The organism is Brevibacillus sp. SIMBA_040, assembly GCF_046535075.1.
Lineage (GTDB): Bacteria > Bacillota > Bacilli > Brevibacillales > Brevibacillaceae > Brevibacillus.
Genome location: NZ_JAWRXI010000032.1, coordinates 1 through 23,311 on the forward strand (window position 1 = coordinate 1; position 23,311 = coordinate 23,311).

Here is a 23,311-nt window from a genome sequence, read left to right on the forward strand (position 1 = left end):
AGCCGGCCAGGGATGACCCGAGAGAGTGTTCCAAGAAGCTGGAGCGTTTTCTCCCTTTTTCTCCCCACCACTACAGCCCGATTGACAACAAACTCACACCATTTTATAGTGAGTATAACAATAACCACTAAAGAGGTCCTTATGGAAGATATCTATAAAGAGCTGCAAAAGCTCGGCTTTTCCCAATACGAGTGCAAAGCCTATATCAGCTTGCTGAAAAACTCTCCGATCACGGGCTATGAAATCAGTAAACGCTCAGGAGTGCCGCGCTCCATGATTTACGAAGTCATCGGCAAGCTGCTCGATAAAGGGGCCGTTCATACTGTGCCTTCCGAGCCGGTTACGTACGCGCCACTGCCAGCCAAGGACTTGATAGGCAGGCTACGAAACAACTTTGAACAGTCCTTTGATTACTTGGAAAAAAAGCTCTCCGCACTGGAAAGTGAGCAGGAAGTAGACGTGATCAGGCGGATTAGCACCGATGAGCATGTCCTCATGGAAATCACCGAGATGATTGATCAGGCAAAGGAAGAGCTATGGCTATCGATTTGGGAGCCGCAAGTCGAGTTTATCCAGGAACGGATAGATCGACGCGTAAAAGAGGGAATTCCCGTCTTTTCCGTCCTGTTTGGAAAAGCAGAGACACAGGTGGGGATTACCTATCATCACGACTATATGGCCCCAGAAGTAGCAGAAGAGCGAATGGGCGGTCACCTGACGATCGTGGCCAGAGACAAGGAAGAGGTACTGATTGCAAATTTTGGACAGAATCGGGTAGCGTGGGCAGTCAAAACACAAGACCCGGCACTCGTCCTCGTAGCCATCGAATACATTCGCCATGACATCATGTTTGCAGAAGTGACCAAGGTGCTTGGTCCGGAAAAAGTCGAAGCTCTCTGGAGAAACAAGCCAGATCTTTATCATGTTGTAACGGGAAAGCGGTTCATGTAAAGGTGAACCGTATTTTCTTCCTTATTTTCATAGTCGTTATTTTTCTAACTATCAGGAGGAGAGGGAGCAAGGTGAGTCAAGAGGAGCTCAGAGTAAAATCATTTGCGAGTCCAAATGATGAAGGCAGCTTTATCCAGGGGGTAAAGGATTGTATTCCAACTTTATTGGGTTATTTGAGTATCGGGTTTGCAGCAGGAGTTTTGGAGAAGACAGCAGGACTGAGTATTATGGAGATTACGCTGCTGAGTGTGCTTTTGTATGCGGGCTCGGCACAGTTTATCGCAGCGGGAATGATTGCGGCAGGAAGCTCGGCAACGGCCATCGTCATTACGATTTTCTTTGTGAATTTGCGGCATATTCTACTTAGTGCAGCGCTGTCACCTTATTTTCGGCATCTTACCGCGTTTAAAAATATGCTCGTTGGCTCGCTTTTAACGGATGAAACCTTTGGGGTCGCTATTAATGAAGCAGCAAAGAAAAAACAGCTTCATGAAAAATGGATGCACGGCTTAAATCTGACAGCGTATTTGAATTGGATTTTCGCCAATATCGCGGGTGCGTATTTTGGACAATGGATTTCAAATCCGGAAAAGCTCGGATTGGATTTTGCGCTGCCTGCCATGTTTATCGGGCTTTTGGTACTCGCGATTGTCAGTCGTAAAAAAATCAGACTTGATGTTATAGTGGCAATTTGCGCAGTTGTGATCGCGGTGGGGGTAACGATCGTATATCCCGGAAATATGGGAGTCATTATCGCTACGGTGGTCGCTTCTACGATTGGGATGGTGATAGATAAATGGAAGTAAGATGGGATGTCTTTTTAATTATCGTCGGGTCAGCCTTGGTAACATTCTTGCCGCGGGTTGTGCCCCTCATGGTTTTGAGCCGGATGGAGCTGCCAGAGTGGGGAATTCGCTGGCTGAACTATGTCCCGATCTCAGTGATGGCTGCTTTGGTCGGACAGGAGCTATTCGTGCAGGATGGACAACTGACTTCTCTATTGACCAATGTGGAGCTGCTCGCAGCGATACCTACCGTTCTTGTCGCTATCAAAACGAGAAGTCTGCTTGGAACGGTAGTCGCAGGAATGATCTCGATCATGATTTTGCGTTATCTGCTGTAAGAAGAAAAGGATGGAAACATGCCTGTGCATGGTTATGATAGAGGAGAAGAGCCAATTAAGGAAGGTGACGGGATGACTGTAGAGGAAGTCATGCAAAAGCTCGAAGCAATGGGCACAGAGCAAACGAAAAAGACTTTTCTTCGACATGGAGCCAAAGAACCTTTTTTCGGTGTCAAAATCGGAGACATGAAAAAGCTGGTGAAGGAAGTAAAGCGGGATCAAAGGCTCGCGCTCGCTTTATATGAGACAGGCAACTCGGATGCGATGTACCTGGCGGGACTGACCGTAGACCCGAAGAGCATGACAAAAGAGCGCCTGAACAGCTGGGTCAAAAAAGCGTACTGGTACATGCTGGCGGAGTACACAGTCGCAAGCATGGCAGCAGAAAGCGATTATGCTATGGAGTTGGCGAGAGAATGGCTGGACGCAGAGGAAGAAATGATCGCCGCATGTGGCTGGAACACGTATTCCAATTATATTTCTATCACGGATGATGAAAAGCTCGATTTGGCAGAAATCAAGCGCCTGCTAAGTCGTATCAAAGAAACCATCCACGCAGAACGAAACCGCGTGCGCTACACGATGAATCAATTCGTCATCTCCGTTGGTACATACATCCCAGCCCTACAAGACGAAGCCCTCGAAGTCGCAAAAGCTATCGACAAAGTCCACGTCGATGTCGGACAAACTGCTTGCAAGGTTCCTTTGGCTACGGAATACATCAAAAAGATCGAAGAACGAGGAACAATCGGTAAAAAAAGAAAAACATGCATCTGCTAATACAAAGTTGTAGAAAACGTGGGAGAAGATTCCCACGTTTTTTTGGGTTCTAAAAGCATTCTTCAATGGATATGCTTTCAAAGTGTTATCCAATTCACCAAAAAAAGGAAGTTAGTAAACAGCCCAAATCGTTGTTTATTCAGCTGGAATTTATTATAAACTCTCTATTTTTCAGCAGATTATCGACTCTTTTCATATGATGTGCTATCATGATAACTTGTTAACGTATTACCACTTTATCAGGATAAAAGATAGATAAAGAGTCTAGGGGGATCACGATGAAAAAATTCGCATTGATGTCATTACTCATGGGAGCAATGCTCTCGCTCGTAGTAGGCTGTTCAAGCTCGAATACAGGAGCTGGCGCCAATAAAATCGTCGTAGGAATCGACGACAAGTTCGCACCTATGGGCTTTCGTGATGAGAAAAACGAGCTGGTTGGCTTTGATATCGACTATGCTCGTGCAGCAGGCGAAAAAATGGGAAAAGAAATGGTTTTCCAACCGATCGACTGGAGCTCCAAGGAATCCGAACTAAACAGCGGTCGTATTGATCTGATCTGGAACGGATACACCATCAATGATACGCGTAAAGAAATGGTTTTGTTCACAAAGCCTTATTTGAAAAATGCGCAAGTGGTTGTGACGCTTGCGAAGTCGGATATGAGCAAGCTCGCTGATTTGTCCGGCAAGGCTGTTGGATTGCAAAAGCTGTCCTCCGCGGCTGACGCACTGGATGCTAACGAGATCAAAAATCAAATCAAAACGATTTCAGAGTTCCCTGACAACGTTCTCGCGCTGAGCGATTTGAAAATCGGACGCATCGACGCGGTCGTCATTGACCAGGTTGTAGCGGACTACTACATGTCCAAAGATAAAGGAACCTTTAAATTCTTGGATGAGTCACTTGCGCCAGAAGAGTATGGAGTTGGTGTGAAAAAGGGCAACGAAGCGTTGCTGAATGACTTGCAAAAAACGCTGGATACCATGAATCAAGATGGAACAGCGGCAAAAATTTCGGAAAAATGGTTTGGCGAGGATCGTGTATTGAAATAGAGGGAAAGGGTGGCTTCGCCAACACGATGGCGGAGCCACGCTTTTATCGCACCGATTCAACCAAAAATTCGCCTGCGTCATCGGTTTGGGTGGGGCAAAAACCAAGAAATAGGAGCAAACGCATATGAGTGTAGATTATATCATCTCAATTACAAAGCCTATGCTAGAAGGGGCGCAGATGACGGTATTGCTGTTCCTCATCGCCATTCTGGTGTCCATTCCACTCGGCTTTATCATTACGCTGATGGCAGGTAGTGGTAATAAGGGACTTGCCTGGTTTGCGAATACGTATATATATGTCATGCGTGGAACACCACTCCTCTTGCAGCTCTTATTTATTTGCTTTGGACTGCCACTCTTACCAGTGGTTGGGGAATATTTGGTAATGGACCGCTTCGTTGCTGCTTGTGTCGGCTTTGTCCTTAATTATGCAGCTTACTTTGCGGAGATTTTCAGAGGGGGCTTACTTGCGATTGACAAGGGCCAATATGAAGCAGCGCAAGTACTTGGCTTTAGCAAATGGCAGGCGACTACCAAAATTATTTTGCCGCAAATGTTTCGTGTCGCACTTCCTGCGGTTGCAAATGAATCCATCACCTTGGTGAAGGATACAGCGTTGCTCTACGCTGTTGCGGTTCCCGAGCTGCTGCATTTTGCACAGACGGCAGTAAATCGAGATTTTACCATCGTTCCTTTTTTTATTGCCGGCGTGATTTATTTGCTCATGACCCTCTTGTTGACTCTGTTTTTTAAGTGGCTGGAAAAAAGGTTCAAATTCGAATAAAGGACTGGCGAGAAATGGCGATGATTCAAGTATCCAATCTAAAAAAATCGTTTGGCAATTTGGAAGTCCTGAAGGATGTTTCGTTTGAAGTAAACAAAAACGATGTCGTAGCTGTGATCGGTCCCTCTGGCTCGGGGAAAAGCACAATGCTGCGAAGCCTTGTTTACTTGGAACAGGTGAACGGTGGGAGTATCCGTATTCAGGATGATTATTTGGTCAAGGATGGCGTGTACAGCGACACCCAGAAGATCAAGCAAATTACAGGAAAAATGGGCATGGTGTTTCAGCATTTCAACCTGTTCCCACATCTAAGCGTAAAGGAAAATCTGGAGATTGCCCCACGAGTGGTAAAAGGTGAGTCGGTAGAGGCGATCCGCCAACGAAGCGCAGAGCTGCTGGAAAAGGTGGGGCTGGCTGATAAGGCAGATGTCTATCCTGCGAAGCTCTCAGGCGGTCAGAAGCAGCGTGTTGCCATTGCACGAGCACTGATGATGAACCCGGACATTTTATTATTTGATGAGCCTACATCGGCTCTTGACCCGGAGCTGACGGGTGAGGTGCTTCAAGTCATCAAGCGACTGGCTAATGAGCACATGACGATGATGGTCGTCACACATGAGATGGGCTTTGCGAGGGAAGTGGCGAACCAAATCATGTTTATGGACAATGGTGAATTCGTGGAGGCAGGGACGCCTGAGCAAATGTTTACCAATGCCCAATTTGAGCGGACAAAGGCGTTCTTGCAACGAGCGTTAAAATAAATCAACAGATGACCAAAAGAAAGCCCTCTCGCTAGAGGGCTTTTGGCATGAATAAAAGCGGGCTACATGACTTGATAGTTTAAGTACCGCAGATGGATAAAGGAGTGGAAATGCTCGCTGAACGACTCCGCATTCAAAAAGGCATTGTAGGCGTAAGGAGAAACCTTACAGTAGACAAACTCGAGGCCATCCTGAAAACGGATATATAAATGATTGGCTTCCCGATCATAGCGTGTCGACTTGATTAAGCGGGAATTCAGCTCCTTGTACGTGAACTCCTCTTTCTCCGGCGCTTTACTTGAAAAAAACTGGCGAAAAAATGATTTCACTTTGATGCGAACTCCTTTTGCGTAATCTAATGAAGGATTCTATTTCTTCGAGTCTTTTATTTTACTCAAAAATTTGTATTCGGCATACAAAAATAGCACACCGATCGCAAAATGGGCCAAGAGAACTGTGCTTACGGCAATGCTTGAAATGTTTGCTAGCATGTTAGTTCCTCCTGTTTGAGAGCACGAAGTCACGATGCAGAAGTGATTTGCTCGAAATAGGTGGAGTTCTTCCTTTCTGTTCATTCTAAAGACCTAGATTCTAGCTGTATTAGAAAAGAGAAATCGTCCAATAGTGCTTGTCGATCCATGTTTTAACTTGTCGAATTAAGTCTATATACCTACTTGATAATTGTCAATAATTACATAGGTTCAAAGTTTCTGAATGAATCTGCTTTTTCATATAGGCGAGTGTAGAAGAGATCGAAAAGAGGCTGCTCTGAGGATAATAAGAACAGCCTTCCAGAAGAAAATTTCGTGGGCTAAGCATGTGATTAGGAGGGGAGAGAAGAGCTCCTTTGCTTCAAATCGTACTGCAGCCTATTTGTAAAGCTCATGGAAATACGTGAAAAATGGCGCTCCTCTGATCGGACCCAGCCGAGATAAATGGGCTGTTGATCAGGGATAGCGAGATCGAGCGTGACGAGATCCGAGTATTGTAAATATGGCTCGTGGATAAAGGAATAGTCTAGTCCGATCGTGACCGCCATATTTTCGCGAACAGCATTGCGGATGGCGTCTGTATTGTTTGTTGTAAATAATAGATCGATAGGGCCGTATTTGGCAGCGAAATCGTCAGCAAACCATTTTACATAGTCATCGTTGTATAGAACAAAGGAGTGCTGTCGCAGCTCGTCTGGTGTAACAGAGTCTTGATACGCGAGCGGCGAGTTTTTACTGACGCCCACCACCATTTTTCCTTTTAGGAGCCGCTCGAATGCCAAGCTTAGGCCAGCGCTTTTTTGAATCAGGCTTTCATACATGATGATCAGGCCGATATCAATTTTGTTTTGACGAATGTCCTTCAAAATTTCCTGTGTACCCTTTTCAGTTATTTCCGTTTTGATTTGCGGATAATCCTTTTTGAAGCTAGTAATTGCATTCACCAGCAGATTCATGGGACCAGGAATCGTCGCCAGTCTGAGCTCGCCACTAAGCGTATTCGTATAGTTTTGCGCCTCTTCCTGGATTTCTTGAATCTTCATTAAGGCCTCCAATGCTTTTTTAATAATAATGCGGCCTTCCGGAGTAGGGACTGCACCCATTCGGGAGCGAGTAAACAAAGAAATGCCGAGCTCGGCTTCCAGACTGGAGAGGGATTGGCTAATGGCAGACAACGTGACGTGCTTGTTCTGAGAAGCCTTGGTCAGAGAGCCAGTTTTCGCTATTTCTACGATATATTCGAGCTGCTCTAAATGCATGAGGAGCGACTCACTTCCTTTAGTGAGATTTAAGTAAGTGTAAGTATGTTTACATATAATTAAATATACGTAAGGTCTATAATGGAAGCAAGGGCAGTGAAAAACAGCCTGCCGTGAATTTTGAAAATGGAGGCGTTTGCAATGGCGAGATTGGAAGGAAAAGTGGCGATTATCACCGGTGGAGGGACAGGCATCGGAAAAACGACTGCACTTCGTTTTGCGAAGGAAGGCGCGAAGGTAATCGTTACGGATATAAATCTGGACAGCGCCAGTCAGACAGTAGCCGAAATTAAGGAAGCGGGCGGAGATGCACACGCGATTGCCCATGATGTCAGTCGTGAGGAGCAGTGGGAGCAAGTAGTTGCCGCGACCGTAAAACAATATGGGAAAATGGACATTCTGTTTAATAATGCAGGTATTTATATTATCAAACCATTAGCAGAAATCACACTGGAGGATTGGAATAAATTGATGGCGATTAACGTCACAGGCGTATTTTTGGGCATGAAGCATGCGATGCCAGTCATGGCGAAGCAGCAAGGTGGATCGGTCATCAATGCCTCATCGATAGCCGGATTGATCGGTGCCCCAGGCCATGTTCTGTATGGAGCAAGCAAGGGCGCAGTCCGCATCATGACAAAGGATGCTGCCATTGAATATGCAGGTCAAGGTGTGCGTGTCAATTCGATTCACCCTGGCTATATCGATACAGGCATGGTGAAGTATGCATCTGAAGCAACCAAGCATTCCAAAGCTGAGCTGGCACAGGGAGTACCAAGTGGACGTTTGGGTACAGTAGAGGATGTTGCCAATATGGTGCTGTTCCTGGCTTCTGATGAGTCTGGACATGTGACAGGGGCAGAATTCGTCATTGATGGTGGCGGAACCGCACGTTAATGACAGTCCTTCCAGTTTGAAAAAAGGAGAGATGACAAATGAGATTCGTGGATAAAGTAGCGATTGTAACAGGTGGAGCCAGCGGGATTGGGGAAACTACGGTTCGTCAGTTTGCAAATGAAGGGGCAAAGGTAGTGATTGCCGACTTTTCCCCGCGCGGACAAGAGCTGGCAGATCAACTGAACGCAGAAGGTTATGAGGCTTTGTACGTGAAAACGGATGTGACCAAAGAAGATGAAGTCAAGCATATGGTCAGCGCTACCGTCGAGCGATTCGGAAAAGTGGACATCCTGTTTGCCAACGCAGGGATTGCCAGAGACAACGCCGCTCACAAGCTCTCTCTCGATGACTGGCAACGAACTATTGACATTAACCTGACAGGCGTATTTTTGTGCGATAAATACGTGATTGAGCAAATGCTGGCACAGGGCACAGGGGGAGCGATCGTGAACTGCGGCTCGATCCACAGCCATGCAGGAAAAGCGGGAGTGACAGCTTATTCCTCGGCAAAAGGTGGCGTAAAGCTTCTGAGCCAAACGCTCGGCATCACCTATGCAAAAGAGGGTATTCGGATCAACGCAGTCTGCCCAGGTTACATCGATACACCGCTGATTGCTGGTCGTAACGAAGAGATGAATCAGCATCTGATCAGTCTGCATCCGATGGGACGTCTGGGCAAGCCAGAGGAAGTAGCCAAAGCAGTGTTGTTTCTGGCAAGCGACGATGCTTCCTTCGTGACAGGGACAAGCCTCTTGGTCGATGGTGGTTACACCGCACAATAAGCAGAAACAGAAGAGAAGCCGGGCGAATACGTCCGGTTTTTTGTTTTGTACACCCCCTGTCCGCCTTCGTCCAATCATCATAAATTTAATACTCATACAGTAGAAGTAGTCCAACCGAAACAGAAAGGAGGAGGGGAGCTTGCCGGCGAGTGTTGGGAGTGTACAAATCAAAAACAATTTTGGCTCGATCCAATTCGGTGACACCACCAACAACTCTCCGAGCAGCATTACCAAGTCCATCTCGGGTGCAGGAGGTGGCAATAGCGGGAACACGGTCAACGTCACCATTGAAAACAGCTCCACCAATATGAAAGTGCTTGGAGTGAGGGGACGGAAAAGAAGATGCTCCAGAAGGCGCCCTATAAAAAGATCCAGGAAATGCGTACGCAAATGCCTTCAAAAGCGCGTTTGCTGCTCCAAAAAATGCAGAAGATAATGGATCGTCCTCGATGAAAAAGGGGACAAGTACAGTGGACAAGCTGCACCAGGTGGCGGACCCACAAATAGAATGGGGACAAATATTTTTTAATGTCGAGTAATTGACTTGGTTATTAGTGATATAGTATATTGGTCTATGTAATAATTTTCACATAATTGTATTAATGCTTTTGCCTATCAACACGTAAGGCGAAACGGCCTGCGTGAGGTACACCTATGATTGTTATTCATACTAAACCTAGTTGTATACGAGGTAATGTGGAGGGAACGTACATCATGAAAAAAGCTCTTGGTTTATTTGCTTCTGGCTTCTTGGTACTGGCTCTGGCAGCATGCGGAGGGTCACAGACAAGCTCAGCCATTAACGAGAAGAAAATTGTCGTGGGGGTTACTTCGGGCCTGCATGAGCAAATTTTGGAGAAAGTAAAGGAAGTAGCGGCAAAAGACGGACTTGAAGTTGAGCTGAAAGTATTCTCTGACTTTCAGATGCCCAATATTGCGCTAGCAGAAAAAGAGATTGATGCAAACAGCTATCAAAGCATTCCGTTTTTGGAGACTTACAAAAAAGAGCACAAGGCTGATCTGGTAGGTGTAGGACAAACCGTTTTGAATCCGATGGGCATGTACTCGAAAAAGATCAAGAGCCTCGACGAGCTGAAAGAAGGGGACAAGCTGGGGCTGCCGAGCGATCCGACAAACAGTGTTCGGGCCCTGATGCTGTTCCAAAGCGCTGGCTTGATCAAGCTCAAGGATGGCGTAGGTGATGAGGCGACCGTCCTCGATATTGCAGAAAACCCACGCAAGCTGCAATTTGTGGAGCTGGATGCAGCACAGATTGCCAAGCAGCTGGATGACCTGACTGCAGCGGCTATTAATACGAGCTATGCGATCAAAAACAACCTCAAGCCAGGCAAGGATTCAATCTTCCTGGAGCAAAAGGATTCCAAGCATCACAACATTATCGTCGTTCGTACAGAAAACAAGGATGACGTCGCGGTACAAAAGCTGGTAAAGGCGTACCAAAATGATGAAGTAAAAAAATTCGTGGAAGATACCTTTGAGGGCACGGTTATCCCTGTCTGGTAAGCCACAAGGCTCCGTCAATTCCTTGGCGGGGCCACCTTTGCGTGAGTAGACCATATTTGGGCTGATGAATAGGGAGGTTCTGTAGCAGCGTGATCAAGCTAACAAACGTATCCAAGAGCTTTCAGACAAAAAAAGGAACGGTTCATGCCATTGATGATGTTTCGCTAGAGGTAGGGAAAGGTGAGATTTTCGGGGTTATTGGCTACAGCGGCGCAGGGAAAAGCACGCTGATCCGCTGCGTCAATTTGCTGGAGTCGCCAACAACAGGCTCGGTTATGATCAAAGACCGGGATGTGACGAACGTATCTGCAGAGGAGCTGTTGCAGGTGCGGCGCAAGATCGGGATGATCTTTCAAGGCTTCAATCTGTTGAAAACGGCGACCGTCTATGACAATATTGCCATCCCGCTCAAGCTGACCGATGTAGACAAGCAGGAGATCGAGCTGCGCGTCCGTAAATACTTGCAAATTGTAGGGCTTGAAGACAAGCATGATGCATACCCCGGACAGCTATCCGGCGGGCAAAAGCAGCGGGTAGCAATCGCACGTGCACTCGCCCAGGAGCCGGAAATCTTGCTGAGCGACGAAGCGACGAGCGCCTTGGACCCGGAAACGACGGAATCCATTCTGGAGCTGCTGCTCAAAATTAATCAGGAGCTAGGTATTACCATCCTGCTGATTACTCATGAAATGAATGTGATTCAGAAGATTTGTGATCGTGTGGCTGTTATGGAAAAAGGCAAAGTGATTGAGCAAGGCAAGACGGTCGATATTTATGCCAGACCGTCCCACCCAACGACGAAGCGCTTTGTCAACAGCACGTATCACAAAGAACTGCCTCCTGCTGTGCTTTCTAACTTGATCCGTACAGGTCCAGTCGTTCGGCTGACATTTGTGGGTGAGAGCTCAAGCAAGCCGGTATTGGCATCAGTCAGTGCCAAATTTCAGGTTTCTCCGAATATCCTTGCGGGGGGAATCATTTCACTCAAGCAAGAGACGATCGGGGCATTGGTTGTTCATTTGCATGGAGAGAAGGATGAGACGGCAAAGGCAATCGCCTATTTGGAGGAACAAGGAGTAAAGGTAGAGGGAGTGGAAGTCACACATGTCTGAGATTCAGCAATTTATTGAGGGACGCCTCCCGATCATTGGGGAATCGGTTGTTCAAACATTTCAAATGGTCTCAATATCGCTTTTGTTCTCCGTTTTGATCGGGCTGCCGCTTGGAATTCTTTTGATTTTGACCAGACCTGGCAATGCTCTGGAGAATCGAACCGTGTATTTGATATTGAATGTGCTGGTCAATATTATCCGGTCCATTCCATTTATTATTTTGCTCTTTTTCATTTTGCCGTTTACCAAGCTGATCGTCGGCACCTCCATCGGCATCAAAGGAGCGATTGTGCCCTTGATTGTCCACGCTGCACCTAATATTGCCCGTTTGATGGAAAATGCTCTGCTGGAAGTAGACAGCGGTGTGATTGAGGCTTACAAATCGATGGGGATTCGCACGCGTCATATCATCTGGCATGTGCTCCTGCGAGAGGCAAGACCATCAATCATTTTAGGCTTGACGATTGCTTTGATCACGCTGATTGGTGGTACTGCCATGGCAGGTCTGGTCGGTGCAGGCGGCTTGGGGGATTTGGCTTATCGCTTTGGACATTTGCGCTACGAAGTGGATGTTATGTATGTGACGGTCTTTATTTTGATCGTGCTGGTGCAATGCCTGCAATCGATTGGAAACCGCTTGGCGGCCAAGTATAAAAAAGATTAATGCTAGGAAACGGAAGGTGTAGACAAAAAATGGGAGAAAAAGCTTTATATATCGAAAAGGCCGATGCCATCGCAACGATTGTGATTGATCGTCCTGACAAGCGAAATGCTTTTACGCTGGATATGTGGAAGACGCTCACGAGTCTATTGGAAGAGCTGGAAGCAGATGAAGCGACCAAGGTAGTGGTGATCCGCGGCGTTGACGACACAGCTTTTGCAGCTGGAGCAGATATTAGCGAGTTTATCTCCAATCGCTCCTCCGCCGAAAAGGCAAAGGCATACAATGACAAGTCTATGGAAGCGGTAGACCGTCTGCATACCTTTTCCAAGCCGACGATTGCCATGATTCGCAAATACGCGGTGGGCGGTGGATTAGACATCGCGCTATCGTGTGATTTTCGCTTCAGTGCAGAAGATGGCATCTTTGCCATTACGCCAGCCAAGCTGGGAATCGTATATAATTTAACGAGTACGAAGCGTCTAGTAGATTTGATCGGACCATCCCGCACCAAAGAGATTTTGTATACAGCCAGAGCATTGGATGTACAGGAAGCATATCGCTTTGGCTTGCTTGATCGCATCTATTCTAGTGAAGAGCTCATTGAAAAAACGTACGAGTTTGCCCGGTTGCTCACCCAGCGCTCGCAGGTCTCGATACGAGGAACGAAGCAAGTGGTCGGGGCTATTTTGAATGGCCATACCGAAGAAGATGAACAGATTGCGGAGCTGGTGCTACAATCCTTTAATTCCGATGACTACAAAGAAGGCGTACAAGCATTTCTGGAAAAGAGAAAGCCGAATTTTCGTTAAACAACAAGAATCAAAATGAAAGCACAATGGAAGGATGAAAGATCATGGCAGAAACAAATAAGGAATCCCTCCTTTTTACGAGAGTGAACAAAGACACCCAATCGCTCCCCGTATCTATTGAAGATTGGGAGAAAAAAGCGCGAGAAATCTTGCCGGACGGACCATTCGACTATATTGCGGGTGGATCAGGAGCTGAGGAAACACTGGCTTCCAACCGGACAGCATTCTCCAAGTGGGCGATTGTTCCCCGGATGATGCGTGATGTGACAAACCGTACTATGGGCATTTCCTTGTATAATCAGGAATTACGTACACCGATCCTGCTTGCGCCAGTGGGAATGCAAGCGATCGCATATCCAGAGGGAGAGCTGGCAACTGCCAGGGCTGCAAAGGAAGCAGGAGTTCCGCTCGTGGTCAGTACGGTTTCTGCGCACTCCATGGAGCAAATTGCTGAAGTCATGGGGGATGCACCGCGCTGGTTCCAGCTGTATTGGTCTAATGATCGTGAAGTATCCGCAAGCATGGTAAAACGGGCGGAAGCAGCAGGCTACTCTGCGATTGTGCTGACAGTGGACACGATCATGCTGGGCTGGAAGCGCCGCGATTTCCGCAATGGATACTCACCGCTGCGCGAAGGAAAAGGGCTTGCGAACTACATTACCGATCCGGTTCTTTGCTCGCGTCTGACCGAGGTTACTCCAGAGAATGTCGTGGAGGAAATCTTGAAAAATATTTATCATCCAGCGCTGAACTGGAACGATATCGCATTCCTGCGGGAACAGACAAGTCTGCCTATTCTGGTAAAAGGAATTTTGCATCCAGACGATGCGAGACTCGCTCTGGAGCACGGGGTAGACGGTATTATCGTCTCCAACCATGGAGGACGTCAGATGGATGGAGCGATTTCTACACTGGAAGCATTGCCGGCCATCGCAAAAGTAGTGGCGGGCCAAATTCCTGTCTTGCTAGACAGCGGTATTCGCACAGGGGCGGATGTGGTGAAGGCGATTGCTTTGGGCGCAAATGCTGTCCTGATTGGACGTCCATTCCTGTTTGGCCTTGCAGTGGCAGGTGAAAAAGGAGTCGCGAGCGTGCTTGATACACTGATCAATGAGCTGGATGTGGCAATGGCTCTGTCCGGAAGCAATTCCGTTGCTGATCTGAATGAAAGCATACTCGCTCGCATGTAAATCACCGCTGGGAGGCAAACTGTCATGCAACAAGCGCTACAAAACATGAAGGTAATTGACCTGACGCAAGTATTGGCAGGTCCATACTGCACGATGGTACTCGGTGATCTGGGAGCAGACGTGATCAAGGTGGAAAAATATCCACACGGTGATGACAGCAGGATCATGGGTCCATACGTGGAGGAGGAAAGCTACAGCTACATGATGGCGAACCGCAACAAGCGGGGGATTCGCATAAATATTAAGGAAGAAGCAGGTCTGGGCATTCTGCTTGATTTGGTAAAAACAGCGGATGTGTTCATTGAAAATTTCCGTCCAGGTGTGACCAAAAAGCTGGGGATCGATTATAGGACCTTGCGCAAGCTTAATCCTGGCCTGATCTATTGCTCCATTTCTGGTTATGGACAGACAGGACCGTACAGCCAAAAGGGCGGCTACGATATTATGGCACAGGGCTTGTCTGGCTTGATGAGCATGACTGGCGAAAAAAACGGTCGTCCGGTGAAAAACGGGATTGCCATCCACGATATTGCAGCAGGGATGACGGCGATTTATTCCATTATGGCTGCGTATATTCACAAGCTGTCGACTGGTGAGGGACAATACATTGACCTGTCTCTTGTAGACTCGGGCTTGGCCTGGACCGTTTGGGAATCCGCTGCTTATTTCGGAGCGGGAGAGGTATCCAGAGCGAACGGCTCCGCTCATCGGGTGACTGCTCCGTACCAAGGCTTTCCAACCAAAAACGGGCACATCCTGGTCGGTGCGGGCAATCAAAAGCTGTGGGAAAAATTTTGTCGGGATGTCATCGAAAGAGAAGAGCTGATCGATGACCCGCGCTTTTTGACAAACAGTGAACGGCAGGCGAATCTGGAGGAGCTGGAGCAAGTCATTCAGGACGTTCTCATTCAGGAGGATTCGAAGCACTGGCTCGCCAAGCTGGATGCAGCAGGCGTACCCTCCAGTCCGATTTACAGCTATGATGAGGCATTGAATGATCCGCATATTCGCTCGCGGGACATGGTAATCGAATACGACCATCCGCTGGGAGGCAGAATTCAAAGCCTTGGTTTTCCAGCAAAAATGTCCAAGACTCCGGGGCAAGTCAAACGCCCGGCCCCGTTATTAGGTCAGCATACAAAAGAGGTGTTGGCAGAGCTGCAATATTCGGAAGAAAAAATCCGGGTACTGGAAGAAAATAAGATTATCTAAGAAAAAATTTGACTGAAACAAAATTTTCTTTCGAGACGATGATTTCGAAATATTGTTGCATAGCTTGCTCTTTATCTCGTTGATCTTTGGAAAATACATGGTAAAATGAAGCGGACTTACCATTATGAATGATTGGATCCTTCTGGAAAGGATCCTTTTTTTTGGCGCGTCTAAATAAGAGAGTGGGTCTACTTCCATAGATAGGTGATAGAGATGAGAAATGAGTTAATCGCTACGCTTGCACCACACGAGTGGGAAGAGCTTTTGCATGAGAAAGATGAAAAATTAAAAGATGCATTGCGCGAGCTGGCAGATGTCAGGGCTGCGCTGGACCAATCGACGATTGTGGCGATGACGGATCATCGGGGAATCATTTTACGAGCGAATGACCAGTTTTGCCAAATCTCCAAGTATGCCAGACATGAATTGATTGGCCAGGACCACCGTCTGCTAAACTCAGGCTATCACCCCAAATCGTTTTTCAAGCAAATGTGGGCGTGCATTGGTTCGGGAAAAATCTGGCGAGGAGAAATCTGTAACCGTGCAAAGGACGGCAGCTATTACTGGGTAGACACGACCATAGTGCCGTTTCGGAATCAAGAGGGAAAAATCTATCAATACGTCTCGATTCGAAGCGATATCACTGCGCGCAAGCAAATGGAAGAGGAAGTGCGCCAAAGCGAAGAAAAATATCGCATTATCGCCGAAAATACTTCTGACATCATCAGTATGATCGATCGTAATGGGGATTTTCTTTACCTTTCTCCAGCCCATAAATTGGTCTGGGCGCATGATATTCCAGACGAAGAGATACGGAATATGCTCGATTGGATTGCCGAAGCGGACAGAGAGATTTTTGTGTATGCGATTGAGCACACCTTTTCTACGCGAAAAGAATACATGGTGGAATGCCGCCTCAAAGCGAATAGAGACAAGCCGATTTGGACGGAAACAAAAATCAATCCGATTATCGATGAAAATGATAATGTTACGAGCCTGATTCTTGTTACACGCGACATTACTGAACGCAAGCAGTCCGAAGAAATGATTCATTATCTCGCCTATCACGACGCGTTGACGGAGCTGCCAAATCGGCGGATGTACGTGCAGCATTTAGGCAAGGAAATCATGCAGGCCAAACGCTTTCAGTCGAATATGGCCGTACTCTTCCTCGATTTGGACCGCTTTAAAGACGTGAATGATTCGTTTGGGCATGACGTGGGCGATTTGCTGTTGATTGAGGCTGCCAAGCGGTTGCAGCAATGTGTCAAGACAGGTGATATTGTTGCGCGTCTGGGCGGGGATGAATTTACGATCCTGCTTTCACAACTGACAGAGCGGGAGGAAGCTGTAGCCGTAGCTGAGCAGATCATGCAAGTCATGCAACAACCGTTTCATTTGAACGATCAGACATTCAATATATCAAGCAGCATCGGTATATCCCTGTTTCCACAGGACGGGGACAATGCAGAGGATTTGCTGAAGCGTGCAGATACCGCACTCTATACGGTGAAGTCTCGCGGCAAGAACGGCTTTGACTTTTTTGATCCGTCCATGGAAGCCAAGTCTTTGGAGCGCATCCTGATGGAAAATGAACTGCGCAAAGCGATTGAGCAAGAGCAATTTCAAATTTATTATCAACCCAAAATGGATATTAGCACAGGGACGCTCACAGGGATGGAAGCATTGGTTCGGTGGGTGCATCCCGAGCTGGGAATCATCTCTCCCAACCGCTTCATCCCGATTGCAGAAGAGAGCGGAATGATTGTTCCACTGGGCGAATGGATTCTAAAGGAAGCTTGCAAGCAAAATAAAATGTGGCACAATCAAGGATACGAGCTGAAGGTGTCCGTCAATTTATCGGCAAGACAGATTTATCAAAAGGATTTGCTGGAAGTGATCAAGGCGACACTGGACGAGACGCAATTAGAGCCGGAATGGCTGGAGCTGGAGATTACAGAGAGCATTTTTGTGAAAATGGATGAGGCTACCGTCGTGCTGCAGCAAATACGGGAAATTGGCATTCATATCTCTATCGACGACTTTGGTACGGGGTACAGCTCCTTTAGCTACATCAAGAGCTTGCCTGTCGATACGATCAAGATCGACGCTTCGTTTATTCGAGATGTTCACCATAATCAAGAAAGCCAGGCGATTGTAAAAGCGATTGTCACGATCGCGGATAGCCTGAATATGAAGGTCGTTGCAGAAGGTATCGAGCTGAGCGATCAATTAGAAGCCCTCCAGCAAAACGGCTGCGGACACGGACAAGGCTATTTGTTCAGTCGTCCTTTAGCTACTCCTGATTTCGAACGGTTTTTACGCAATGAACAAGACGCAAATGGCGGAGCAGCGCACCATTAAGGAATCGAGCAAGCTGTATGCAAGCCGGGGAAGCGGTCCCCGGCTTTTTTCTATTGCATGGTAGCCTATTTTATTTTTGTTAACCCTTTAGAAGTCAGCTCGTACAGTATGACAACTAGTTTTCTAGCTACGTTTTTTAAACTGCGGTAATATCACCATCAGGGAGAAAATCTATGATACTATGAACTGTATTTCAACTTTCATAGATCGAAAAAGGAGGTCCCCTGTGGGAAGGTTTTCTATCAAAACAACCATAGCGATTGCAAGTCTAGTATTCATCTGGGGGATCAGCTGGGCGATCTACAAGATGGCATTGGCTTATACCCCGCCGATTTTGTTTGCAGGAATGCGTTCCTTGATTGGAGGCGTACTACTGGCACTCTGTTTGCTGCCAAAGTGGAAAAAGATCAATTGGCGTGAAAATTGGCCGAAATATTGTATTTCTGCCGTGCTAAATACGTTGTTTTTCTACGGGATTCAGACGGTAGGGTTAGTGTATTTGCCAGGAGGATTATTCTCTGTGTTAGTTTACTTCCAACCGATTCTCATTGGCTTGTTCGCCTGGATGTGGCTGGGGGAGCGAATGACCTGGATAAAGGTTACGGGATTGACTCTGGGCTTCCTCGGAATCGTGTCGGTGAGCGCGGATGGCTTTACTGGACAAGTGTCTGCTATCGGCGTCGTTCTTGGATTACTGACAGCATTGACCTGGGCGCTTGGCGTCATTTACGTAAAAAAAGAGAGTGCCAAGGTTGACTCTCTCTGGATGGTCGCGATGCAAAGTCTTTTGGGCGGGGCTGTGCTTACCGTGATGGGAGCTGGTCTGGAGAGCTGGTCTGATATCGTCTGGAATACGCAGTATCTCATTGGACTTGGATACGGTTCTACATTTGGCGTGCCGATTGCGATTGCCATTTACTTTAGCTTGGTCAATGCGGGTGAAGCCAGCAAGGTTGCGGCTTTTACATTCCTCGTGCCACTGATTGCCGTCATTACCGGAACAATTTTTATGGACGAGCCGATTACGTATACACTGCTCGCTGGTTTGCTTCTGATCGTCGTCAGTATTTATCTCGTAAACTACCAGGGCAAAGTGAAAAAGAGCCGCCAGAAGGCCACACAGATGACCTACGAAAGCTAACCACGAACAAAAAACAGCCGACAAAGCGTTCGGCTGTTTTTCTTTTGCTGCGAATCGTCGATGCTAGCTTCGATAAATGCCTTGCTCATAAATATATTTCAGGCATTCATCCGGCAGTAAAAAGCTGGGGTCGCCGCCCTTGCGGATTTCGTCGCGAATATACGTAGAGCTGATTCCCATGTTGATGCCTTTGCTCATGATATGGAAGTGCTCATCGTTATTGCGCAGCAGGGCATCCTCGGCAATCAGATCGGCAGTCGGATAGCCTTCACGCGACATGACGATAAAGTAAAATTCGGTTAAAAGCTTCTCCGCATTTCCCCAATTGGACATACCCGTGAGCAAATCTGAGCCCATAATGAAGAATAGCTCGTCGGTTGGATATTTTTTGCGCATATGAATCATGGTGTCATACGTATACGTTTCTCCAGGGAGCGCATCCATCTCTACCGTCGAGATTTCAAACAGAGGATCGCCTTTGCTGTTTGTCTTGCTTTTGCAGGTAGCAAGCGCCAATTCCAGCATGCGTAAGCGATGAACATCATCCGTCTGCATTTTTTTATCATGGCGCTTGGAGGAACAAGGGACAAAGATGACTTTGTCCAGCCGTCTCCGGTGAGCCACTGTGGCTGCCGTAAACAAATGGCTATAGGTGATTGGATCGAAGCTGCTGCCATAAATGCCAATTCGTATAAGAAGATCCCTCCCTTTATAGGTAGTGGACGATGCTGGTTATGACTTTTGGGATTGCTTTAAGACTGTCATGCCGAGCTGGTTTTTAAAATGACCGAGTGCCCATTCATGGCCGGCTGGATTGAAGCTGGCGACTGCATCCTCGTGGATGATGACACGAAACCCGTTATAAAAGCCTTCGATTGCAGTGTGCAGCACACAAATGTCAGTGCAGACGCCAACGAGATGAATTTCCGAAATACCACGTGTGCGCAGCAGGAGAGCCAGGTCCGTTCCCTGAAAAGCGCTGTAGCGTGTTTTATCCATCCAATAAATGGTATCCTCGAATTCCTCGAACGTGTTCTGAATGCTTCCGTACAGGTTTCGGCCTGGAGTACCGATGATGTTATGCGGGGGATAAAGACCTGTTTCCGGGTGATACGGGTCTTGCTCCTTGTGCGCATCTACTGCCATCACGACGAAGTCACCTTCAGCCAAAAATTCACGAACGAGCTCTTGAATCCGTCCTTCGATCGCTTGGCCTGGCTCTCCGCATGTCAGGGCACCATCAGTGGCAACAAAGTCGTTGGTATAGTCAATGACAATCAGAGCTTTCATACGTAAAACCTCCTCAGTCGATTTTAATAAATCATGGCAACCGGCATATAATCGGTAAAACGATACAGCTTGGCGGGGGAGTTGGAATACTCCGTTGAGAAGAGCTGGGTACCATCAGCTGCGAGTACCGGCTCTAAAATTCCTTGTCTTCTGGTTGTTGAAAGCAGGCGACGCTCAAAATTGCCGCGATCGCTTACCCTGAACGTAGGTACGACTGTTTCAATGACCTGCAAAAGCTCGCTAAGGGTGAACTCGCCAGGCAAAAAGGCTTTGGCGATATTGGTCTGAAGCATTTTTTCGCACACCCGCGCTAGGGCATCGGTCAAAATCTCCCGATGGTCAAAAGCAAGCTGGAGTCCAAAAGCTTCCTCGATGGGAAAGAGACGCGCTTCCGATGCATCGTCATCAGCTTTGGCATGGGCGAGCAAATCCTCATGAACGAGCGATACGTAAGCGACACTCGGAATCCAGCCCCGTGGATCTCTACCAGGCTTGTAGTACGTCCTTAGCTGCTCGATATGAACATCGCGATTGATATTCGTCTCTTCCTTCAGTTCCCGATACGCACACTCATCCAATGTTTCACTTTCCTTGGAAAAGCCTCCGGGAAGTGCCCATTGCTCACCAAAGGTTGTGCTTTTTCTTTTGATCAAGAGGACAGAAAGCTGCTTCGTCGGCAAAGATTTCGTCTTTGTATGTCTCGCCTGAGAAGTGATGGTAAATATACAAATATCAGTAGGCAGTCCGTCCGGCGAGCGATGCTTTTGGGTACGATAGCTCATGCGCCTCGCTGGCAACGGTTTGATGGACATAAAATCAATCCTTTCGTGTCGATCCCTCATTGCTGTCTTACTTGTATATTATATTTACATTTTAACAATGTCAATATAACAATGTTAAAATGTGTGCTTTTCACAAAAACCAAAAAGACGTCTGCCTTTTTGCAGACGTCACTAGCGTATATTCGTTGATGGATTCCTATTCCAGTAGCGCAGTAATCGGCTTCAGGCGTTGAGCAGAGAACGCTTTTTCCCGCGATTGCTTGAGTCGGAATGCTTCCTCCCAAAAAAAGAGCTGACTGTTCTGGGGAAATGGACTCTCGGGTTGTACACGTATGTAAGTACCGTCGGGCAAGAGCATGGATGCTTTGGCATCATCCTTCAGCATGACCTCCAGATAATGAATGACTCTGGCTTTCAAATCATCCTGAACGACAGGGAACAAAATCTCGACGCGTGCGATCATGTTGCGTGTCATCCAGTCCGCGCTGGAGAGATAGACCTGAGGATTCCCACCGTTGCAGAACACATAGATGCGGCTATGCTCCAGGTAACGGCCTACGATACTAATGACCCGTATGTTGGCGCTGACCTCGGGCAAGCCCGGGCGCAGGCAGCAGACCCCTCGAACGATCAAATCAATTTTGACCCCGGCGCATGATGCCCGATACAAGGCTTCGATGATTTGTTTGTCAGTCAACGAGTTCATCTTGGCGATGATAAAAGCAGGATTTCCTGCCAGGCTGCTCTCCATTTCTTTTTCAATGAGTGCCAAAAAGCTCTCGCGCATGCCGATAGGTGCTGTAGAGATCTCACGCCAGGCAGGAGGATGTGAATAACCAGACAAATGATTGAAAAAGTTGGACGCATCGATTCCGAATTCCTCACGCGAGGTAAGCATCCCGATGTCTGTGTAGGTGGCTGCCGTTTTGTCATTGTAATTGCCCGTGCTTAGATGGACGTACCTTCTCAGCTGGTTGTCCTCCACCCGCACGACGAGCGTGATTTTACTATGGGTTTTTAGTCCAGCCACTCCATAAATGACATGGCAGCCGGCATTTTCCAGCTTTTTCGCCCAGACGATGTTGTTTTCCTCATCAAAGCGTGCTTTCAGCTCAAGCAAGACTGTGACCTGCTTTCCGTTATCTGCCGCTTTCAGCAACGCATTGACGATAGGAGAATCTCCGCTTACTCGATACAGCGTTTGCTTGATGGCCAAAACATTCGGGTCGACTGCAGCCTCCTGAACGAATTGGATGATCGGGTCAAACGATTCATACGGATGATGCAGCAAAATATCCTTTTTTTGAATGGCTGCAAAAATATCTTCTTCGTCCAGCAAATCAACCGGATGCTGGGAAGTAAGAGGCTCAAACCGTAGATGGTCATACCCTGCGAGTGCATGAAAGCGGAAATAGAAACTAGGGTCGAGTGGACCGTCCAGTCGGAAAATTTCGAAAGCGGATAGCTCCAGCCAATCCTGTAGCGTCTCTTTCAAAAAGTCACTCATAGATGCAGCAACAGCCAAGCGGGAGGGCTCTCCCATTTTTCGCTTTTTCAGCTCTTGCTCGATCGCTTCCAACAGGTCTTCCGTCTCGTCCTCGTCAATGGTCAAATCAGCGTTGCGTGTGATCCGAAACGGACTGGCCTCCAGAATGTTGTAGCCCCGAAACAACGTATCCATATACAGGGCGATGACATCCTCGAGCAAAATGAAATGGGCTTCTCCGTCAGGGGAGGGGAGCTCCAGAAAGCGAGGTACAACACCGGGGACTTGTACCACAGCAAACAGCGGTCCTTCGCTCTCTGGATCGTCATCTTCCAATAGTACTGCCAGATTCAAGCTTTTGTTCAGCAGCATCGGAAACGGATGGCTGGCGTCTACAGCCATTGGTGTGAGCACAGGGTACAGATGATGGTGGAAGAAGTGATGGACAAACTCCTCCTGCTCACAGCTTAATTGCTCTGCTTTCACAAAGCGAATGCCTGCTCTCTGCAGGTCAGGCGTAATTTCATTTTTCAGGATCGCATACATAGACCTGAGCACATGGTGGGTCCGCTCCCAAATGGCTTGGAGCTGTTCCCCTGGAGTCATCCCCGATTTGTTGTCCGGCTTGGTGAATCCAGCCTTCACTTGATCCTTTAGACCTGCTACCCTTACCATGAAAAATTCGTCAAAGTTGCTGCTTGCGATTGCGATAAATTTTAACCGTTCAAATAATGGATTATCCGGATTGGCGGCCTCTGCCAGCACGCGCTCGTTAAATGCAATCCAGCTCAATTCTCGATTGATGTAATAATCTGGAATACTAAAGTCCTTCATCCATGTCCAACCCTTTTATA

General features: G+C 47.4%; 25 protein-coding genes. 18 read left to right on the top strand and 7 right to left on the bottom strand.

The genetic code is table 11. The annotated features are described in order from the left end of the window. Nucleotides 1-141 precede the first annotated feature (141 nt). From SB752_RS30855 to SB752_RS30885, 7 genes are all read left to right on the top strand, one after another. A complete protein-coding gene (locus SB752_RS30855) occupies nucleotides 142-951 on the top strand; it encodes a TrmB family transcriptional regulator (protein ID WP_410719240.1) in 810 nt (269 codons plus the stop codon). A 71-nt stretch (nucleotides 952-1,022) separates the two neighbouring features. Then, the gene (locus tag SB752_RS30860; protein WP_410719241.1) at nucleotides 1,023-1,757 is read left to right on the top strand and encodes an AzlC family ABC transporter permease; all 735 of its coding nucleotides are present in this window, start codon (nucleotides 1,023-1,025) and stop codon (nucleotides 1,755-1,757) included. Further along, complete coding sequence (locus SB752_RS30865; protein ID WP_410719242.1) at nucleotides 1,748-2,074, top strand: AzlD domain-containing protein; 327 nt, start codon at nucleotides 1,748-1,750, stop codon at nucleotides 2,072-2,074. The genes SB752_RS30860 and SB752_RS30865 overlap by 10 nt, the downstream gene beginning before the upstream one ends. A gap of 72 nt (nucleotides 2,075-2,146) precedes the next feature. Further along, entirely contained in the window at nucleotides 2,147-2,854 is a 708-nt protein-coding gene (locus SB752_RS30870) for a DNA alkylation repair protein (protein ID WP_410719273.1), read from the top strand. A gap of 278 nt (nucleotides 2,855-3,132) precedes the next feature. Further along, nucleotides 3,133-3,909: an amino acid ABC transporter substrate-binding protein gene (locus tag SB752_RS30875; protein WP_410719243.1), complete on the top strand. Its 777-nt coding sequence runs from the start codon at nucleotides 3,133-3,135 to the stop codon at nucleotides 3,907-3,909. Nucleotides 3,910-4,033: 124 nt separating this feature from the next. Continuing rightward, nucleotides 4,034-4,693, top strand: a complete 660-nt coding sequence (locus tag SB752_RS30880) for an amino acid ABC transporter permease (protein WP_289140914.1) — start codon at nucleotides 4,034-4,036, stop codon at nucleotides 4,691-4,693. Nucleotides 4,694-4,707: 14 nt separating this feature from the next. Next, nucleotides 4,708-5,454 (top strand): amino acid ABC transporter ATP-binding protein, encoded by a 747-nt coding sequence (locus tag SB752_RS30885; RefSeq protein ID WP_410719244.1) that lies wholly within the window; start codon nucleotides 4,708-4,710, stop codon nucleotides 5,452-5,454. A 62-nt stretch (nucleotides 5,455-5,516) separates the two neighbouring features. Here SB752_RS30885 and SB752_RS30890 read toward each other — a convergent pair whose 3' ends face one another. The 3 genes from SB752_RS30890 to SB752_RS30900 form a co-directional block, all read right to left on the bottom strand. Beyond that, a complete protein-coding gene (locus SB752_RS30890; RefSeq protein ID WP_410719245.1) occupies nucleotides 5,517-5,783 on the bottom strand; it encodes a KTSC domain-containing protein in 267 nt (88 codons plus the stop codon). A 39-nt stretch (nucleotides 5,784-5,822) separates the two neighbouring features. Continuing rightward, nucleotides 5,823-5,945: a hypothetical protein gene (locus SB752_RS30895; protein WP_410719246.1), complete on the bottom strand. Its 123-nt coding sequence runs from the start codon at nucleotides 5,943-5,945 to the stop codon at nucleotides 5,823-5,825. 332 nt (nucleotides 5,946-6,277) lie between these two features. Then, nucleotides 6,278-7,204: a LysR family transcriptional regulator gene (locus tag SB752_RS30900; protein WP_410719247.1), complete on the bottom strand. Its 927-nt coding sequence runs from the start codon at nucleotides 7,202-7,204 to the stop codon at nucleotides 6,278-6,280. 141 nt (nucleotides 7,205-7,345) lie between these two features. Here SB752_RS30900 and SB752_RS30905 point away from each other — a divergent pair, with 141 nt between their 5' ends. The 11 genes from SB752_RS30905 (at nucleotide 7,346) to SB752_RS30955 (ending at nucleotide 18,899) form a co-directional block, all read left to right on the top strand. Beyond that, nucleotides 7,346-8,101, top strand: coding sequence for an SDR family NAD(P)-dependent oxidoreductase (locus SB752_RS30905; RefSeq protein ID WP_410719248.1), 756 nt, complete (start codon nucleotides 7,346-7,348; stop codon nucleotides 8,099-8,101). A 38-nt stretch (nucleotides 8,102-8,139) separates the two neighbouring features. Continuing rightward, entirely contained in the window at nucleotides 8,140-8,883 is a 744-nt protein-coding gene (locus SB752_RS30910; RefSeq protein ID WP_410719249.1) for an SDR family NAD(P)-dependent oxidoreductase, read from the top strand. 139 nt (nucleotides 8,884-9,022) lie between these two features. Further along, complete coding sequence (locus SB752_RS30915) at nucleotides 9,023-9,319, top strand: spore germination protein (RefSeq protein WP_410719250.1); 297 nt, start codon at nucleotides 9,023-9,025, stop codon at nucleotides 9,317-9,319. 278 nt (nucleotides 9,320-9,597) lie between these two features. Further along, on the top strand, nucleotides 9,598-10,407 hold the full coding sequence (locus SB752_RS30920; protein WP_410719251.1) for a MetQ/NlpA family ABC transporter substrate-binding protein: 810 nt from the start codon (nucleotides 9,598-9,600) through the stop codon (nucleotides 10,405-10,407). An 89-nt stretch (nucleotides 10,408-10,496) separates the two neighbouring features. Beyond that, nucleotides 10,497-11,519 carry a methionine ABC transporter ATP-binding protein gene (locus SB752_RS30925; protein ID WP_410719252.1) on the top strand — a complete coding sequence of 341 codons (1,023 nt, stop codon included), beginning with the start codon at nucleotides 10,497-10,499 and terminating at the stop codon, nucleotides 11,517-11,519. Beyond that, on the top strand, nucleotides 11,512-12,183 hold the full coding sequence (locus SB752_RS30930) for a methionine ABC transporter permease (RefSeq protein WP_410719253.1): 672 nt from the start codon (nucleotides 11,512-11,514) through the stop codon (nucleotides 12,181-12,183). The genes SB752_RS30925 and SB752_RS30930 overlap by 8 nt, the downstream gene beginning before the upstream one ends. 29 nt (nucleotides 12,184-12,212) lie before the next feature. Continuing rightward, nucleotides 12,213-12,992, top strand: coding sequence for an enoyl-CoA hydratase-related protein (locus SB752_RS30935; RefSeq protein WP_410719254.1), 780 nt, complete (start codon nucleotides 12,213-12,215; stop codon nucleotides 12,990-12,992). A gap of 44 nt (nucleotides 12,993-13,036) precedes the next feature. Next, nucleotides 13,037-14,182, top strand: coding sequence for an alpha-hydroxy-acid oxidizing protein (locus SB752_RS30940; protein ID WP_410719255.1), 1,146 nt, complete (start codon nucleotides 13,037-13,039; stop codon nucleotides 14,180-14,182). A 24-nt stretch (nucleotides 14,183-14,206) separates the two neighbouring features. After that, nucleotides 14,207-15,394 carry a CaiB/BaiF CoA transferase family protein gene (locus tag SB752_RS30945; protein ID WP_410719256.1) on the top strand — a complete coding sequence of 396 codons (1,188 nt, stop codon included), beginning with the start codon at nucleotides 14,207-14,209 and terminating at the stop codon, nucleotides 15,392-15,394. A gap of 213 nt (nucleotides 15,395-15,607) precedes the next feature. Continuing rightward, on the top strand, nucleotides 15,608-17,758 hold the full coding sequence (locus SB752_RS30950) for a sensor domain-containing protein (RefSeq protein WP_410719257.1): 2,151 nt from the start codon (nucleotides 15,608-15,610) through the stop codon (nucleotides 17,756-17,758). 226 nt (nucleotides 17,759-17,984) lie between these two features. Beyond that, nucleotides 17,985-18,899 (top strand): DMT family transporter, encoded by a 915-nt coding sequence (locus tag SB752_RS30955; RefSeq protein ID WP_410719258.1) that lies wholly within the window; start codon nucleotides 17,985-17,987, stop codon nucleotides 18,897-18,899. A 63-nt stretch (nucleotides 18,900-18,962) separates the two neighbouring features. Here SB752_RS30955 and nadD read toward each other — a convergent pair whose 3' ends face one another. From nadD to SB752_RS30975, 4 genes are all read right to left on the bottom strand, one after another. Continuing rightward, on the bottom strand, nucleotides 18,963-19,592 hold the full coding sequence (gene nadD, locus SB752_RS30960) for a nicotinate (nicotinamide) nucleotide adenylyltransferase (protein WP_410719274.1): 630 nt from the start codon (nucleotides 19,590-19,592) through the stop codon (nucleotides 18,963-18,965). Between the two features lie 39 nt (nucleotides 19,593-19,631). After that, nucleotides 19,632-20,189 carry a cysteine hydrolase family protein gene (locus SB752_RS30965; RefSeq protein WP_410719259.1) on the bottom strand — a complete coding sequence of 186 codons (558 nt, stop codon included), beginning with the start codon at nucleotides 20,187-20,189 and terminating at the stop codon, nucleotides 19,632-19,634. A 23-nt stretch (nucleotides 20,190-20,212) separates the two neighbouring features. Continuing rightward, a complete protein-coding gene (locus SB752_RS30970; protein WP_410719260.1) occupies nucleotides 20,213-21,001 on the bottom strand; it encodes an NUDIX hydrolase in 789 nt (262 codons plus the stop codon). A 166-nt stretch (nucleotides 21,002-21,167) separates the two neighbouring features. Further along, a complete protein-coding gene (locus SB752_RS30975) occupies nucleotides 21,168-23,291 on the bottom strand; it encodes an RNA degradosome polyphosphate kinase (RefSeq protein ID WP_410719261.1) in 2,124 nt (707 codons plus the stop codon). Nucleotides 23,292-23,311: the final 20 nt, after the last annotated feature.